Source organism: Streptomyces sp. URMC 124 (assembly GCF_051386455.1).
Lineage (GTDB): Bacteria > Actinomycetota > Actinomycetes > Streptomycetales > Streptomycetaceae > Streptomyces.
On sequence record NZ_JBPQTS010000030.1, the window covers coordinates 21,049 to 36,546 of the forward strand.

At 72.8% G+C, this 15,498-nt stretch carries 13 protein-coding genes; all 13 read right to left on the reverse strand.

From position 1 onward, the window contains the following. Positions 1-7: 7 nt before the first annotated feature. Entirely contained in the window at positions 8-1,468 is a 1,461-nt protein-coding gene (locus ACSNOG_RS08995) for a glutamate synthase subunit beta (RefSeq protein WP_436752033.1), read from the reverse strand. Continuing rightward, a complete protein-coding gene (gene gltB, locus ACSNOG_RS09000) occupies positions 1,461-6,026 on the reverse strand; it encodes a glutamate synthase large subunit (protein WP_436752034.1) in 4,566 nt (1,521 codons plus the stop codon). The genes ACSNOG_RS08995 and gltB overlap by 8 nt, the downstream gene beginning before the upstream one ends. Before the next feature lie 353 nt (positions 6,027-6,379). Beyond that, the gene (locus ACSNOG_RS09005; RefSeq protein WP_436752035.1) at positions 6,380-7,111 is read right to left on the reverse strand and encodes a VIT1/CCC1 transporter family protein; all 732 of its coding nucleotides are present in this window, start codon (positions 7,109-7,111) and stop codon (positions 6,380-6,382) included. A gap of 241 nt (positions 7,112-7,352) precedes the next feature. Then, positions 7,353-8,270, reverse strand: a complete 918-nt coding sequence (gene lgt / locus ACSNOG_RS09010; protein WP_436752036.1) for a prolipoprotein diacylglyceryl transferase — start codon at positions 8,268-8,270, stop codon at positions 7,353-7,355. Between the two features lie 79 nt (positions 8,271-8,349). Further along, positions 8,350-9,129 carry a DsbA family protein gene (locus ACSNOG_RS09015; protein ID WP_436752037.1) on the reverse strand — a complete coding sequence of 260 codons (780 nt, stop codon included), beginning with the start codon at positions 9,127-9,129 and terminating at the stop codon, positions 8,350-8,352. Positions 9,130-9,194: 65 nt separating this feature from the next. Then, entirely contained in the window at positions 9,195-10,010 is an 816-nt protein-coding gene (gene trpA, locus ACSNOG_RS09020) for a tryptophan synthase subunit alpha (RefSeq protein WP_436752038.1), read from the reverse strand. Then, the gene (gene trpB / locus ACSNOG_RS09025; protein WP_436752039.1) at positions 10,010-11,251 is read right to left on the reverse strand and encodes a tryptophan synthase subunit beta; all 1,242 of its coding nucleotides are present in this window, start codon (positions 11,249-11,251) and stop codon (positions 10,010-10,012) included. Before trpB ends, trpA begins: the two co-directional genes overlap by 1 nt. A gap of 47 nt (positions 11,252-11,298) precedes the next feature. Further along, positions 11,299-11,451, reverse strand: coding sequence for a tryptophan biosynthesis modulator TrpM (gene trpM / locus ACSNOG_RS09030; protein WP_436752040.1), 153 nt, complete (start codon positions 11,449-11,451; stop codon positions 11,299-11,301). Positions 11,452-11,458: 7 nt separating this feature from the next. Further along, positions 11,459-12,268 (reverse strand): indole-3-glycerol phosphate synthase TrpC, encoded by an 810-nt coding sequence (gene trpC, locus ACSNOG_RS09035; RefSeq protein WP_436752041.1) that lies wholly within the window; start codon positions 12,266-12,268, stop codon positions 11,459-11,461. A gap of 172 nt (positions 12,269-12,440) precedes the next feature. Beyond that, on the reverse strand, positions 12,441-12,860 hold the full coding sequence (locus ACSNOG_RS09040) for a DUF2752 domain-containing protein (protein ID WP_436752042.1): 420 nt from the start codon (positions 12,858-12,860) through the stop codon (positions 12,441-12,443). 118 nt (positions 12,861-12,978) lie between these two features. Then, positions 12,979-13,212, reverse strand: coding sequence for an HGxxPAAW family protein (locus ACSNOG_RS09045; RefSeq protein WP_436752043.1), 234 nt, complete (start codon positions 13,210-13,212; stop codon positions 12,979-12,981). A 109-nt stretch (positions 13,213-13,321) separates the two neighbouring features. Continuing rightward, positions 13,322-13,909, reverse strand: coding sequence for a TIGR02234 family membrane protein (locus tag ACSNOG_RS09050; protein ID WP_436752044.1), 588 nt, complete (start codon positions 13,907-13,909; stop codon positions 13,322-13,324). 47 nt (positions 13,910-13,956) lie between these two features. After that, entirely contained in the window at positions 13,957-15,498 is a 1,542-nt protein-coding gene (locus tag ACSNOG_RS09055) for an anthranilate synthase component I (RefSeq protein WP_436752045.1), read from the reverse strand.

Consider the following 15,498-nt stretch of genomic DNA (forward strand, 5'->3'; position numbering starts at 1 on the left):
GGGCGGGTCAGACCGTCAGGGCCCGGTCCGTGGGGCGGACCGGGGCCGGCAGGGTGCTGGTGCCCGTGAGGTAGCGGTCCACGCCGCGGGCGGCGGAGCGGCCCTCGGCGATGGCCCAGACGATGAGGGACTGGCCTCGCCCGGCGTCACCGGCGACGAAGACGCCGGGGACGTTGGTGGCGTAGTCGGCGTCGCGGGCGACGTTGCCGCGCGCGTCCAGCTCCAGGCCGAACTGCTCGACGAGGCCGTTCTTCACGTCGGTGCCGGTGAAGCCCATGGCGAGGGTGACCAGCTGGGCCGGGATCCTGCGCTCGGTGCCGGGCTTCTGCGTGAGCTTGCCGCCGGCGAACTCCACCTCGACGAGGTGCAGCCACTGGACGTTGCCGTCCTCGTCGCCCTCGAAGTGGGTGGTGGAGACGGAGTAGACGCGCTCGCCGCCCTCCTCGTGGGCCGAGGTGACCTTGTAGAGCATGGGGAAGGTCGGCCAGGGCTGGCCCTCGCTGCGCTCCTCCCCCGGCCGGGGCATGATCTCCAGCTGGGTGACGGAGGCCGCGCCCTGGCGGTGGGCGGTGCCCACGCAGTCGGCGCCGGTGTCGCCGCCGCCGATGACGACGACGTGCTTGCCCTCGGCGGTGATCGGGGAGACTGTCAGGTCGCCCTCCTGCACCTTGTTCGCCATGGGCAGGTACTCCATCGCGAAGTGGATGCCCTTGAGGTCACGGCCGGGCACCGGCAGGTCGCGGGAGGTGGTGGCGCCCGCGGCGATGACGACGGCGTCGTAGCGCTTGCGGAGCTTGGCCGCGTCGATGTCGCGGCCGATCTCCACCTCGGTGCGGAACTTGGTGCCCTCCGCGCGCATCTGCTCGATGCGGCGGTTGATGTGCCGCTTCTCCATCTTGAACTCGGGGATGCCGTAGCGCAGCAGGCCGCCGATGCGGTCGGCGCGCTCGTAGACCGCGACCGTGTGGCCGGCCCGGGTCAGCTGCTGGGCCGCGGCCAGGCCGGCGGGGCCGGAGCCGATGACGGCGACGGTCTTGCCGGAGAGCCGCTCGGGCGGCTGGGGGGTGACGTCGCCCGCGGCCCAGGCCTTGTCGACGATGGTGACTTCGACGTTCTTGATGGTGACGGGCTGCTGGTTGATGCCCAGCACGCAGGCCGCCTCGCAGGGCGCGGGGCACAGGCGGCCGGTGAACTCGGGGAAGTTGTTGGTCGCGTGCAGGCGCTCGCTCGCCGCCTGCCAGTCGTCGCGGTAGGCGTAGTCGTTCCACTCGGGGATGAGGTTCCCCAGCGGGCAGCCGTTGTGGCAGAAGGGGATGCCGCAGTCCATGCAGCGGCTCGCCTGCTTGCTGATGATCGGCAGGAGGGAGCCGGGGACGTAGACCTCGTTCCAGTCGCGGACGCGCTCGGTGACGGGGCGGGTCTGCGCGACCTCGCGCCCGGTGGTCAGGAAGCCCTTGGGGTCAGCCATGGGTCGCCGCCTCCATCATCTTCTCGTGGGTCTCCGTCTCGGAGAGACCCGCTCGCTCGGCGGCGTCCTTGGCGGCGAGCACTGCCTTGTAGGTGGCCGGGACGACCTTGCGGAAGCGGCCCGCGGCCGTGTCCCAGTCGGCGAGGAGCCCGGCCGCGACGGTGGAGGCCGTCTCCTCGTGGTGGCGGCGCACGACGTCGTGCAGCCACTGCCGGTCGTCGGCGTCGAGGCTCTCGACGGCGCCGGCCAGCTCCTTGTTGACGTTGTCGGGGTCGAGGTCGACGACGTAGGCGACGCCGCCGGACATGCCGGCCGCGAAGTTGCGCCCGGTCTCGCCCAGGACGACGGCCCGGCCGCCCGTCATGTACTCGCAGCCGTGGTCGCCCACGCCCTCGGAGACGACGGTGGCACCGGAGTTGCGGACGCAGAAGCGTTCGCCGACCCGGCCGCGCAGGAACATCTCGCCGCCGGTGGCGCCGTAGGCGAGGGTGTTGCCGGCGATGACCGAGTACTCGGCGAGGTGGTCGGCGCCGCGGTCGGGGCGGACGACGACGCGGCCGCCGGAGAGGCCCTTGCCCACGTAGTCGTTGGCGTCGCCCTCCAGGCGCAGGGTGACGCCGCGGGGCAGGAAGGCGCCGAAGGACTGGCCGGCGGAGCCCGTGAAGGTGATGTCGATGGTGTCGTCGGGCAGCCCGGCGCCGCCGAAGCGCTTGGTGACCTCGTGGCCGAGCATCGTGCCGACGGTGCGGTTGATGTTGCGGATGGCCACCTGGGCGCGGACGGGGCGGGCGCCCTCGGCGGAGGAGACCTCCAGGGCGTCGGCGGCGAGCTTGATGAGCTCGTTGTCGAGGGCCTTGGCCAGGCCGTGGTCCTGCTCGGTGGTGCGGTGGCGGGCGGCCCCGGCGGGCAGCTCCGGCACGTGCAGCAGCGGGGCGAGGTCCAGGCCCTGGGCCTTCCAGTGGGACACGGCCCGGCCGGTGTCGAGGAGCTCGGCGTGGCCGACGGCCTCCTGCAGGGTGCGGAAGCCCAGCTCGGCGAGGAGCTCGCGGACCTCCTCGGCGATGAACTCGAAGAAGTTGACGACGAATTCGGCCTTGCCGGAGAACCGCTCGCGCAGCACCGGGTTCTGGGTGGCGATGCCGACCGGGCAGGTGTCCAGGTGGCACACGCGCATCATGACGCAGCCGGAGACGACCAGCGGGGCGGTGGCGAAGCCGAACTCCTCGGCGCCGAGCAGGGCGGCGATGATCACGTCGCGGCCGGTCTTCAGCTGGCCGTCGGTCTGCACGACGATGCGGTCGCGCAGGCCGTTGAGCAGCAGCGTCTGCTGGGTCTCGGCGAGGCCGAGCTCCCAGGGGCCGCCGGCGTGCTTGAGGGAGGTCAGCGGCGAGGCGCCCGTGCCGCCGTCGTGGCCGGAGATCAGGACGACGTCGGCGTGGGCCTTGGAGACGCCCGCCGCGACCGTGCCGACGCCGACCTCGGAGACCAGCTTCACATGGATGCGGGCGGCCGGGTTGGCGTTCTTCAGGTCGTGGATGAGCTGGGCGAGGTCCTCGATGGAGTAGATGTCGTGGTGCGGGGGCGGCGAGATCAGGCCGACGCCCGGGGTGGAGTGCCGGGTCCTGGCGACCCAGGGGTAGACCTTGTGGCCGGGCAGCTGGCCGCCCTCGCCGGGCTTGGCGCCCTGGGCCATCTTGATCTGGATGTCGTCGGAGTTGACGAGGTACTCGCTGGTGACGCCGAAGCGGCCGGAGGCGACCTGCTTGATGCTGGAGCGGCGCTCGGGGTCGTAGAGGCGCTCGGGGTCCTCGCCGCCCTCACCGGTGTTGGACTTGCCGCCCAGCCGGTTCATGGCGATGGCGAGGGTCTCGTGGGCCTCGCGGGAGATGGAGCCGTACGACATGGCGCCGGTGGAGAAGCGCTTGACGATCTCGCTGACGGGCTCGACCTCGTCCAGGGGCACCGGGGTGCGGTCGGCGGCGAAGCCGAACAGGCCGCGGAGCGTCATCAGCCGCTCGGACTGCTCGTTCACGCGCTCGGTGTACTGCTTGAAGATGTCGTAGCGGCGGGCGCGCGTGGCGTGCTGCAGCCGGAAGACGGTGTCGGGGTCGAAGAGGTGCGGCTCGCCCTCGCGGCGCCACTGGTACTCGCCGCCGATGTCGAGGCGGCGGTGGGTGGCCGCGATGCCGGTGGCCGGGTAGGCCTTGGCGTGGCGGGCGGCGACCTCGCGGGCGACGACGTCCAGGCCGGCGCCACCGATCTTGGTGGTGGTGCCGTGGAAGTAGGTCTCGACGAAGGCCTCGTCCAGGCCGATCGCCTCGAAGACCTGCGCGCCGCGGTAGGAGGCGACGGTGGAGATGCCCATCTTGGACATGACCTTCAGGACGCCCTTGCCGAGGGCCTTGATGAGGTTGCGGATCGCGTCCTCGGGCTCGATGTCCTGCAGGAACGTCCCTGCGCGGACGAGGTCCTCGACGGACTCCATCGCCAGGTACGGGTTGACGGCCGCCGCGCCGTAACCGATGAGCAGCGCGACGTGGTGGACCTCGCGGACGTCGCCGGCCTCGACCAGCAGGCCCACGTGGGTGCGCTGCTTGGTGCGGATGAGGTGGTGGTGGACGGCGGAGGTGAGCAGCAGCGAGGGGATCGGGGCGTGCTCGGCGTCGGAGTGGCGGTCGGAGAGGACGATGAGGCGGGCGCCGCCGGCGATGGCGGCGTCGGCCTCGGCGCAGATCTCCGTGAGGCGGGCGGCCAGGGACTCCCCGCCGCCGGTGACGCGGTAGAGGCCGGAGAGGGTGACGGCCTTCAGGCCCGGCATGTCGCCGTCGGCGTTGATGTGGATGAGCTTGGCGAGCTCGTCGTTGTCGATGACGGGGAAGGGCAGGGTGACGCTGCGGCAGGAGCCCGCGGTGGGCTCCAGGAGGTTGCCCTGCGGGCCGAGGGAGGAGATCAGCGAGGTGACGAGCTCCTCGCGGATGGCGTCCAGCGGCGGATTGGTGACCTGCGCGAACAGCTGCGTGAAGTAGTCGAAGAGCAGCCGGGGGCGCTCGGAGAGCGCGGCGATCGGCGAGTCGGTGCCCATCGAACCGATCGGCTCGGCGCCGGACTTGGCCATCGGCGCGAGGATGACGCGCAGCTCCTCCTCGGTGTAGCCGAAGGTCTGCTGGCGGCGGGTGACCGAGGCGTGGGTGTGCACGATGTGCTCGCGCTCGGGCAGGTCGGCCAGGTCGATCAGGCCGGCCTCCAGCCACTCCCCGTAGGGCGCGGCGGCGGCGAGCTCGGCCTTGATCTCGTCGTCCTCGATGATGCGGTGGCGCTCGGTGTCGACCAGGAACATCCGGCCGGGCTGCAGACGGCCCTTGCGGACGACCTTCGCCGGGTCGATGTCGAGGACGCCGACCTCGGAGGAGAGCACGACGAGGCCCTCGTCGGTGACCCAGTAGCGGCCGGGGCGCAGGCCGTTGCGGTCGAGGACGGCGCCGACGAGGGTGCCGTCGGTGAAGGTGACGCAGGCCGGGCCGTCCCAGGGCTCCATCTGGGTGGAGTGGTACTGGTAGAAGGCGCGCCGGGCCGGGTCCATGGAGGCGTGGTTCTCCCAGGCCTCCGGGATCATCATCAGCACGCTGTGCGGCAGCGACCGGCCGCCGAGGTGGAGCAGCTCCAGGACCTCGTCGAAGGAGGCCGAGTCGGAGGCGTCGGGGGTGCAGACGGGGAAGACGCGCTCGATGCCGCCCTCTCCGAAGAGGTCGCTGGCCAGCTGCGACTCGCGGGCCCGCATCCAGTTGCGGTTGCCCTGGACGGTGTTGATCTCACCGTTGTGGGCCACGAAGCGGTACGGGTGGGCGAGCGGCCAGCTGGGGAAGGTGTTGGTGGAGAAGCGGGAGTGGACCAGCGCGATGGCGGTGGCGCAGCGGCGGTCGGAGAGGTCCGGGAAGAACGGCTCCAGCTGGCCGGTGGTCAGCATGCCCTTGTAGACGATGGTGCGGGCGGAGAGCGAGGGGAAGTAGACCCCGGCCTCGCGCTCGGCGCGCTTGCGCAGCACGAACGCCTTGCGGTCGAGGGCGAGCCCGGTGTTCCCGCCGTCGGCCGTGCTGCGCCGGTCCGAGACGAAGAGCTGGCGGAAGTCCGGCATGGTGGCGCGGGCGCTGGCGCCGAGCAGCTCGGGGGCGACGGGGACGGCGCGCCAGCCGAGGACGGCGAGGCCCTCCTCGCGGGCGATCGTCTCGATGGACGAGACGGCGGCGTCCGCGTCCGCGGTGTCCGCGGGGAGGAAGGCGATGCCGACGGCGTAGGCGCCGGGCTCGGGGAGCGCGAAGCCGGCGGCCTCGCGCAGGAAGGCGTCGGGGATCTGCATCAGGATGCCGGCGCCGTCGCCCGAGTCGGGCTCGGAGCCCGTGGCGCCGCGGTGCTCCAGATTGCGGAGGACGGTGAGCGCCTGCTGCACGAGCGCGTGGCTCGCCTCGCCGGTGAGGGTCGCGACGAAGCCGACGCCACAGGCGTCGTGCTCGTTCCGCGGGTCGTACATACCCTGCTGGGCGGGGTGGGATGCGGATCGCATCGGCGGCTCCCGTCGTCGTCTTGGCAGTCCCGGCCGGTGCGGCCGGTGCATGTGCCGAGGGACGACGTTGGCCCTCTGCGGAAGAAGTTGGTGCAGATTACATGATGGGGCGCTTCTCAAAAAGCGGAAGCACCGGTCCAGCATGTGGACACTGCGCGTAAAGGTACTGCGGGTCCGGGCACTGCGGTAAAGGCGGCGAGCTGCCGGAAGCACGGGGGATCGCCCGGCCCGGCCCCGCCGGACACAGCACAGAGCGGGCGGCGTTGCCCGCTGCGCTTCCGGATTGTGCCCGGCCGTCGAGGGCTTGAAACCGCGATGTCATCCGTACGTTATGCGGGAGCCCGCATAAAGCATCACCCCAGGGCGGTGCCGAAGGCAATACCGAGGGCGTAAGTCACACCCGCCGCCGCGGCGCCCAGGACCAGCTGGCGCAGGCCGCTGTACCACCAGGAGCGGGCCGTCACCCGGGCCACGACCGCCCCGCAGGCGAAGAGACCGGCCAGCGCGAGCAGCACGGCGGGCCACAGCGCGGTCGCGCCCAGCAGGTACGGCAGCAGGGGCAGGAGGGCGCCCAGGGCGAACGAGCCGAACGACGACACGGCGGCGACCGCGGGCGACGGAAGGTCGGAGGGGTCGATGCCGAGCTCCTCGCGGGCGTGGATCTCCAGCGCCTGCTCGGGGTCGCGGGAGAGCTGCATGGCGACCTCGAGCGCGAGCTTGGGCTCGACGCCCCGCGACTCGTAGAGCGCCGCCAGCTCCGCCAGCTCGTCGGCCGGGTGCTTGTGCAGCTCGCGGCGCTCGACGTCCAGCTCGGCGAGGACGAGTTCGCGCTGCGAGGCGACCGAGGTGTATTCGCCGGCGGCCATGGAGAACGCGCCCGCGGCAAGGCCGGCCAGGCCGGCGATGACGATCGTCTGCGCGGAGGCGGAACCGCCCGCGACACCGGTCATCAGGGCGACGTTGGAGACCAGCCCGTCCATGGCGCCGAACACCGCGGGGCGCAGCCAGCCGCCGTTCACGTCGCGGTGCGTGTGGTTGTCGCGGTGCGCGGCGTGCGGTGCGGCAACGGCTTCCAGGACAGACATGTGCGGTGGGCTCCCTTCCCCTTGGGGCCGGCCCTTCGTCCGCCGCCCCCGACACGTTCGAAGGTACGCACGAACACGATGATCCGCTAGCAAGGAAGGCCTGGCTGACCTGGGCTTACGGGGCGCTTCGCGGGGGGGCGCAAGCCCCTGGGGCCCCTCGGTTCGTCCGTGCCGCGGGCACGAAAAACCCGCCGCAGCGGCGCTCGGCCACTGCGGCGGGTTCCGGCGGGCAGCGCCGCGCTCAGACCTTCTTCGGTTTGGGGGAGCCGTCCGCCGCGGACGGCTCACCGTCACCCGCCGGCTTCGCCGGGGGCGCGGGCTCCTCGGCCACGTCCGTCACGGCCGCCGGTTCCACCACGAGCTCCCGGCCGGGAACCCGCTTCGCGGAGACGATCATGTACGCGACGGCCGCGATGAAGAGCACGATCGACGTCCAGCCGTTGAGCCGCAGGCCCAGCACGTGGTGCGCGTCGTCCACGCGGAGGTACTCGAACCAGAAGCGGCCGACGGTGTACGAGGCCACGTACAGCGCGAACGCGCGCCCGTGCCCGAGGGTGAAGCGCCGGTCGGCCCAGATCACCAGTCCCGCGATCAGCAGGCACCACAGCGACTCGTACAGGAACGTCGGGTGGTAGGTGCCCGCCACCCGCCCGATCGCCGGGTCGGCGTCGATCTTCAGCGCCCACGGCAGGGTCGTCGGCTTGCCGTACAGCTCCTGGTTGAACCAGTTGCCCCAGCGGCCGATCGCCTGGGCGACCGCGAGGCCGGGGGCGAGGGCGTCCGCCCAGGCCGGCAGGGGGATGCCGCGGCGGCGGCAGCCGATCCACGCGCCGACCGCGCCGAGCGCGACCGCGCCCCAGATGCCGAGGCCGCCCTCCCAGATCTTGAAGGAGTTGACCCAGTCGCGGCCCTCGCCGAAGTACAGCTCGTAGTCGGTGATGACGTGGTAGAGCCGGCCGCCGACGAGCCCGAAGGGGACCGCCCAGACGGCGATGTCGGCAACCGTCCCGGCCCGCCCGCCGCGGGCGATCCAGCGCCGGTTGCCCAGCCAGACCGCCACGAAGACGCCGATGATGATGCAGAAGGCATAGCCGCGCAGCGGGACCGGTCCGAGGTGGAGCACGCCGGTCGACGGGCTGGGAATGTATGCGAGTTCCATGACGCCCCCGACGCTACCCTGCCGGGGCGACGGAACGGCAACCCGCCCGGCGCAACAGCTGCGTAACGCCCCCGGGCCCTCAGCCCTTCGCGGCTTCGGCGACCATCTGCCGCAGCTTGTCCGGGGTGAGCGGGTTCTTCGGGTCGCCGAAGATGCTCTTGCCGTTGAGCAGGACGGTCGGGGTGGCGCGGTAGGAGGACTTGCCGAAGGCCTCGTGGGACTTCTTCACCCAGCTGTCGTGCGTGCCGTCGTCCACACAGGTGCGGAAGGCGGGCGTGTCCAGGCCGGGCACCTGCCCGGCCAGCTCCAGCAGGCGCGCCTTCTTGCCGAAGGCGTCGTCCGTCTCCTGCGGCTGGTTCTTGTAGAGCAGGTCGTGGTACGCGGAGAACTTGCCGGCGTCCTGCGCGCACGCCGCGGCGTTGGCCGCGTTGAGCGAGCCGCTGCCGCCGAGGTTGTTGTCGATCAGGGTGACCAGGTGGTACTCCGCCTTGAGCTGACCCTTCTGCTCCAGCTCGTTGACCGTGTCGCGGAAGGCGTTCTCGAATCCGCCGCAGCCGGGGCAGCGGAAGTCCTCGTAGACCGTGAGGGTCGCCTTGGCGGCGGGCTTGCCGACCGGGATGGTGACGCTGTCCTTGCCGGTGGCGCCCTGCGGGGCGACCAGCGGTCCGGCGGACTCCTTCTTGCCGCCGCCCGAGCTCGCCACGAGCGCCGCGATGCCGGCGCCCGCGCCGAGGACGGCCACGACGACCACACCGGCGATCAGCGTCCGCCTGCGCTTGGCCCGGGCCTCCTCGCGCTCCCGCTGTTCCTGCAGCCGCTCACGGGCGCTGCGCTTCCCATCCGAGTTCTTCTGGCTCACATCCCCCTACAACGAACCGGGGGCACGGCCATGCGCGCCCCCGGTCGCCGGTTCCTTCAAAAGAGTTACGGGCGCTTGCGCACGCCTTCGGCCAGTTCACCCGCGAGGGCCCGGACGGCGGCCAGGCCGGCCTCCGTGTCGGGGGCGTCCAGGAGCCGCTTGACAAAGGCCGAACCGACGATCACACCGTCGGCGAAGGCTGCCACCTCCGCGGCCTGGGCGGCGTTGGAGACCCCGAGGCCGACGCAGACCGGCAGGTCGGTGACGGCGCGGGTGCGGCGCACCAGGTCCTGCGCCTCGTTGCCGACGGACTCGCGGGTGCCCGTGACGCCCATCAGCGAGGCCGCGTACACGAAGCCGCTGCCCGCTGCCGTGATCTTGGCGAGGCGCTCGTCGCGGCTGCTGGGCGCGACCACGAAGACCGTGGCGAGCCCGTGCTGCTCGGCGGCCTTGCGCCAGGCCTCGGACTCCTCGACCGGCAGGTCGGGCAGGATGCAGCCCGCTCCCCCGGCCGCGGCGAGGTCGGCGGCGAAGCGCTCGGGGCCGTAGGCGTCGACGGGGTTCCAGTAGGTCATGCACAGCACGGGCGCACCCGTGATCTCGTGCGCCTCCTTGACCGTGCGGATGACGTCGACGATCTTGATGCCGCCGCGCAGGGCGATGTCGTCGGCGGTCTGGATGACCGGGCCGTCCAGGACGGGGTCGCTGTGCGGCAGGCCGATCTCGACGACGTCGCAGCCGCCGTCGAGCATGGCGGTGACGGCGCGCACGCCGTCGTCCACGGTGGGGAAGCCCGCGGGAAGGTAGCCGACGAGCGCGGCGCGGTTCTCCGCCTTGGCCGCGGCCAGGACGGAGCTGAGCAGTGCGATGTTGCCGGCCATTACTTCTCCCCCGCGGTCTCGTCGTACAGCCCGAAGTAGCGGGCTGCGGTGTCCATGTCCTTGTCGCCGCGGCCGGAGAGGTTCACCAGGAGCAGGCCGTCCTCGCCCAGCTCCTTGCCGACCTCCAGCGCTCCGGCCAGCGCGTGCGCGCTCTCGATGGCCGGGATGATGCCCTCCGTGCGGGAGAGCAGCCGCAGGGCCTGCATGGCGTCGTCGTCGGTGACGGCGCGGTACTCGGCGCGGCCGGTGTCCTTGAGGTAGGAGTGCTCCGGGCCGATGCCGGGGTAGTCCAGGCCGGCCGAGATGGAGTACGGCTCGGTGATCTGGCCGTCCTCGTCCTGCAGGACGTAGGAGCGCGAGCCGTGCAGGATGCCGGGCGTGCCGGCGGTGAGGGTGGCCGCGTGCTCGCCGGTGGCCAGGCCGTGGCCGCCGGGCTCGCAGCCGATGAGGCGGACGCCGTCGTCGGGCAGGAAGGCGTGGAAGAGGCCGATGGCGTTGGAGCCGCCGCCGACGCAGGCCACGGCGGCGTCCGGCAGGCGGCCGGCGCGCTCCAGGATCTGCCGGCGCGCCTCGACGCCGATGACCCGGTGGAAGTCGCGGACGAGGGCCGGGAAGGGGTGCGGGCCCGCGACGGTGCCGAAGAGGTAGTGCGTGCGGTCGACGTTGGCGACCCAGTCGCGGAACGCCTCGTTGATGGCGTCCTTCAGGGTGCGGCTGCCGGACTTCACGGCGATGACCTCGGCGCCGAGCATCCGCATGCGGGCGACGTTCAGCGCCTGCCGCCGGGTGTCGACCTCGCCCATGTAGATGGTGCATTCGAGGCCGAAGAGGGCGCAGGCGGTGGCGGTGGCGACGCCGTGCTGGCCGGCGCCGGTCTCCGCGATGACGCGGGTCTTGCCCATGCGCTTGGTGAGCAGGGCCTGGCCCAGCACATTGTTGATCTTGTGCGAGCCGGTGTGGTTGAGGTCCTCGCGCTTGAGGAAGACCCGGGCGCCGCCGGCGTGCTCCGCGAAGCGCGGCACCTCGGTGAGGGCGCTGGGACGGCCGGTGTAGTTGACCATCAGGTCGGCGAGCTCGGCGGCGAAGGCCGGGTCGGCCTTGGCCTTCTCGTACTCGGCGGCGACCTCGTCGACGGCGGCGACGAGGGCCTCGGGGATGAACTTCCCGCCGAACGCGCCGAAGTAGCCTTCGGGGCTCGGAACTTGACCCTCCGGGTCCGGGACGAAGAATTCAGAGGACACGTACGTACTCCTCGGACGGCTGTGAGGTGGGTGACGGGTGGTGCGGGCTAGAGCGCGGAGCTCCGGCGCCATCGCATCCCGTTGATCTGACCCGGCTCACAGCCGATGTGGTACCGCACGCGGCGTCCGAGGACGCGGCGCGCGGGCGCGCGGCAGCCCCGGGGGCGGCACCCCCGGGCCAGTCGCGCGTACGCCCTCATGGCCCGGTCAGCCCCGGCCGTGCCGCAGGGCGGGGTGGGCCCCGGCCGCCACCAGGTCGGCGACGGCGCCCTTGGGGTCGCGGCCGGTGACCAGGGACTCGCCCACCAGGACGGCGTCGGCGCCGTCGTTCGCGTAGGCGATGAGGTCGTGCGGGCCGCGCACGCCGGACTCGGCGATCTTGACGATGCCGTCCGGGATCTCGGGGGCGACCCGGGCGAAGGTGCCGCGGTCGACCTCGAGGGTCTTGAGGTTGCGGGCGTTGACGCCGATGATGCGGGCGCCGGCGTCGACCGCGCGCTCGACCTCCTCCTCGTCGTGCACCTCGACCAGCGGGGTGAGCCCGATGGACTCGGCCCGCTCGATGAGGGAGACGAGGGCCTCCTGCTCCAGGGCGGCGACGATCAGCAGGGCCAGGTCGGCGCCGTAGGCGCGGGCCTCCCACAGCTGGTAGGCCGTGACGATGAAGTCCTTGCGCAGGATCGGGATGTCGACCCGGGCGCGAACGGCTTCGAGGTCGGCGAGCGAGCCGCCGAAGCGCCGCTGCTCGGTCAGCACGCTGATCACGGATGCGCCGCCCGCCTCGTAGTCGGCGGCGAGGCCGGCGGGGTCGGCGATGGCGGCCAGGGCGCCCTTGGAGGGGCTGGAGCGCTTGACCTCGCAGATCACGCCGACGTTCTCGCCGCGGAGGGCGGCGGCGCCGTCCTTGGCCTGTGGCGCCTTGGCGGCCCGCTCCTTGAGCTCGTCGAGGCTGACGCGCGCCTGCCGCTCCGCGAGGTCGGCACGGACGCCCTCGATGATCTCGTCGAGCACACTCACGCGAGCGGCCCCCTTCCGGACTCGGATGGTCTGGGCTGGTGCGGCAGGAATCCTCCCCCACCAGGCACTGCGATGGTATCTGCCACGGGGCGAAGGTTTCGCATCCGGTTGACGCGGGTCCCACCCCGTGGACGTTCCCGGGACACCGCTCCCTGCCGGTCCGCCGGTCCCGCTAGGGGGTCAGGAAGGCGCCGAAGGGCAGGTTCCGCACGATCGTGAAGAGCAGCACGAGGGCGCCGAGGGCCCACCAGTGGCGGGCGCGCGGGGACAGCGACACGCCCGCGCGGCCCCGCAGGGCCCCGGCGATCCACACGCACCACAGGACGGCGAAGGCGGCGTAGCCGGCGACGGCCAGGGCGTTCGCGCCGAGCGCGGCCGGCAGGTCGCCGTGGGCGAGCGCGTGGACACCGCGCAGCCCGCCGCAGCCCGGGCAGTACAGGCCCGTCCAGCGCAGCAGGGGGCAGGCGGGGTAGTGGCCGGGGCGGCCCGGGTCCACGGCGCCGACGTAACCGAAGGCCGCGGCGAGGCCGGCCGCGACGCCCAGCGGGGCGGCCAGCCGGCGCGCGCAGTCGGCCACACCCACGACCCTCACACCGGAAGTCTCCGGCGGAACGCACGAAGGCGCAGCTCAGGGCCGTCGTACGGAGGACCGTACCGGGGCCCGGGGCCGCGCCTCGGGGCGATGGAGGGCGTGGGGGACGCGGAGGGCGTCAGCTCCGGGTGGCCTCGCCGGCCATCTTCAGGGGAGCCCGCTTGGGCATGCCCATGCCCATCATGCTCATGACGCCGCCCACGACACCGCCGACCGCGATGATGGCGATGCCGGCCCAGAAGCCGACCGGCTTCGCGGCCACCGTGAAGGCACCGGAGACGCAAAAGCCGATGAAGGCGATCGTGACACCGGTCCAGGCGGCCGGGGTGTGTCCGTGGCTGCTACCCGCCATGACTAAGACTCCTCGTTGCTGTGGCGCGCCCGCGGGCGCGGAGAACGCTCATGGTCATTGTCCCCGACGGCCGGGGCCGCCTCGATCCGGGGGGCGCCGCCGGGGCGTGTCACGCCCTGGTCGGGTCCTCGCCGCGGTCGAGGGCCTTCCACAGCTCCTCGGGGCGCTCCGGGTCGGGGGCGGTGCGCGTGCGGCGCGGGCGCGGGGTCCCGTCGCGCTCGTACCGCCCGGACATGGCCGGCCAGTGACGGCCGTACCGCAGGGCGAGGAGCCCCGCGAGCAGCAGCAGGACGCCGCCCGCGAGGGCGACCCACGGCCAGGCCGTATGGGTGACGTTGTCCATGGCGCCGCTGGTGAGCCCGCTGGCCTTGGCGGCCTGCTCGTCCAGGGCGGAGGTGTCCCCCGCCCCGGTGACCGCGGCGGCCACGACCCCGGCTCCCGCGAGGGCGAGCCCGGCGGACACCACGGTGCGCCAGACGCCGCGGACGGCGAAGACCGCGACGAGGGCGGCGAGGCCGACGACGGCGAGCGCGCCGGGCAGGCCGGTGACGTCCTGCCCGCTGACGTGCTTGGTGACGGTGCTCCCGGCGACGGCGGTCGTCCCCTCGGCCCAGGTGCGGCCGCCCGCGAGCAGGGCGAGGGCGGCGCCGGCCGCGCCGAGGAGCAGGGCGGTGCCTACGGTTCTTCCTGTGCTCACGGGTCCACTATCCCTTGTGGGTGGTTTGTCGGCGCCGCCGGGGGCGGCTAGGCGAGGCGGTTCGCCGTGTGCACGGCGCGCAGGACGGCCGCGGCCTTGTTGCGGCACTCGGCGTCCTCGGCCGCCGGGTCGGAGTCGGCGACGACGCCGGCGCCCGCCTGCACGTAGGCGGTCCCGTCCTTCAGGACGGCGGTGCGGATCGCGATGGCCGTGTCGGAGTCCCCGGCGAAGTCCAGGTAGCCGACGCAGCCGCCGTACAGGCCGCGGCGCGACGGCTCCAGCTCCTCGATGATCTGCATGGCGCGCGGCTTGGGCGCGCCGGAGAGCGTGCCGGCGGGGAAGCAGGCGGTGAGCACGTCGAAGGCGGTGCGCCCGGCGGCCAGGCGGCCGGTGACCGTGGAGACGATGTGCATCACGTGGCTGTAGCGCTCGATCGACATGAAGTCGACGACCTCGACGCTGCCGGGCTCGCAGACCCGCCCGAGGTCGTTGCGGCCGAGGTCGACGAGCATCAGGTGCTCGGCGCGCTCCTTGGCGTCGCCCAGGAGCTCCTCGGCGAGTGCGGCGTCCGCCTGCGGGGTGGCGCCGCGCGGGCGGGTGCCGGCGATGGGGTGCACCATGGCCTGCCCGTCCTCGACCTTCACGAGCGCCTCCGGGCTGGAGCCGACGATGTCGAACACGCCGCCTTCCCCGTCGGGGACCCGGAACAGGTACATGTACGGACTCGGGTTCGTCGCCCGCAGCACGCGGTAGACGTCGAGCGCGGTGGCCGTGCAGGGCGTCTCGAAGCGCTGCGAGGGCACGACCTGGAAGGCCTCGCCCGCGCGGATGCGCTCCTTGATGTCCTCGACGGCCGCCATGTAGTCCGCACCGCCCCAGCGGGCGGTGTACTCGGGCAGCTCGGAGGGCGGCAGGGCGGTGGGTGCCGAGGGCGCGGGCCGGTGCAGGTCGGCGGCCATGGCGTCCAGGCGGGCGACGGCGTCGGCGTACGCCTCGTCCACGCCGGTGTCGAGGTCGTTGTGGTTGATCGCGTTGGCGATCAGCAGGACGGTGCCGTTCCAGTGGTCGAGGACGGCGAGGTCGGAGGTGAGGAGCATGGTGAGCTCGGGCAGGCCGAGGGGGTCGCGGTCCTCTCCGCCGTGCTCGCCGATCTTCTCCAGGCGGCGGACCACGTCGTAGCCGAGGTAGCCCACCATGCCGCCGGTGAAGGGCGGCAGTCCGGCACCCTCTATGAGGTCGCGCGGGGTGTGCAGGGCGGCCACGGTGGCGCGCAGCGCCTCCAGCGGGTCGCCGTCGGTGGGGACGCCGACGGGAGGGGTGCCCAGCCAGTGTGTCCGGCCGCCCTGCGCCGTGAGGGTCGCGGCGCTGCGGACGCCCACGAAGGAGTAGCGCGACCAGGTGCGGCCGTTCTCCGCGGACTCCAGCAGGAAGGTGCCGGGCCGTTCGGCGGCGAGCTTGCGGTACAGGCCGACGGGGGTGTCGCCGTCGGCGAGGAACCGCCGGGTGACCGGGATGACCCGGCGGTCCTTCGCGAGCGTGCGGAAGGTCTCGGCGTCCGGGGTGATGTCACCGGAGGTCGTGGCAGCCAT

Bases quoted from the DNA above. Each gene is read 5' to 3' on its own strand.
- gltB (WP_436752034.1), bottom strand. From the start codon at position 6,026: ATGCGATCCGCATCCCACCCCGCCCAGCAGGGTATGTACGACCCGCGG.
- ACSNOG_RS08995 (WP_436752033.1), bottom strand. From the start codon at position 1,468: ATGGCTGACCCCAAGGGCTTCCTGACCACCGGGCGCGAGGTCGCGCAG.
- trpM (WP_436752040.1), bottom strand. From the start codon at position 11,451: ATGAGGGCGTACGCGCGACTGGCCCGGGGGTGCCGCCCCCGGGGCTGC.
- trpA (WP_436752038.1), bottom strand. From the start codon at position 10,010: ATGGCCGGCAACATCGCACTGCTCAGCTCCGTCCTGGCCGCGGCCAAG.
- ACSNOG_RS09045 (WP_436752043.1), bottom strand. From the start codon at position 13,212: ATGGCGGGTAGCAGCCACGGACACACCCCGGCCGCCTGGACCGGTGTC.
- lgt (WP_436752036.1), bottom strand. From the start codon at position 8,270: ATGGAACTCGCATACATTCCCAGCCCGTCGACCGGCGTGCTCCACCTC.
- ACSNOG_RS09005 (WP_436752035.1), bottom strand. From the start codon at position 7,111: ATGTCTGTCCTGGAAGCCGTTGCCGCACCGCACGCCGCGCACCGCGAC.
- ACSNOG_RS09055 (WP_436752045.1), bottom strand. From the start codon at position 15,498: ATGGCTGCCACGACCTCCGGTGACATCACCCCGGACGCCGAGACCTTC.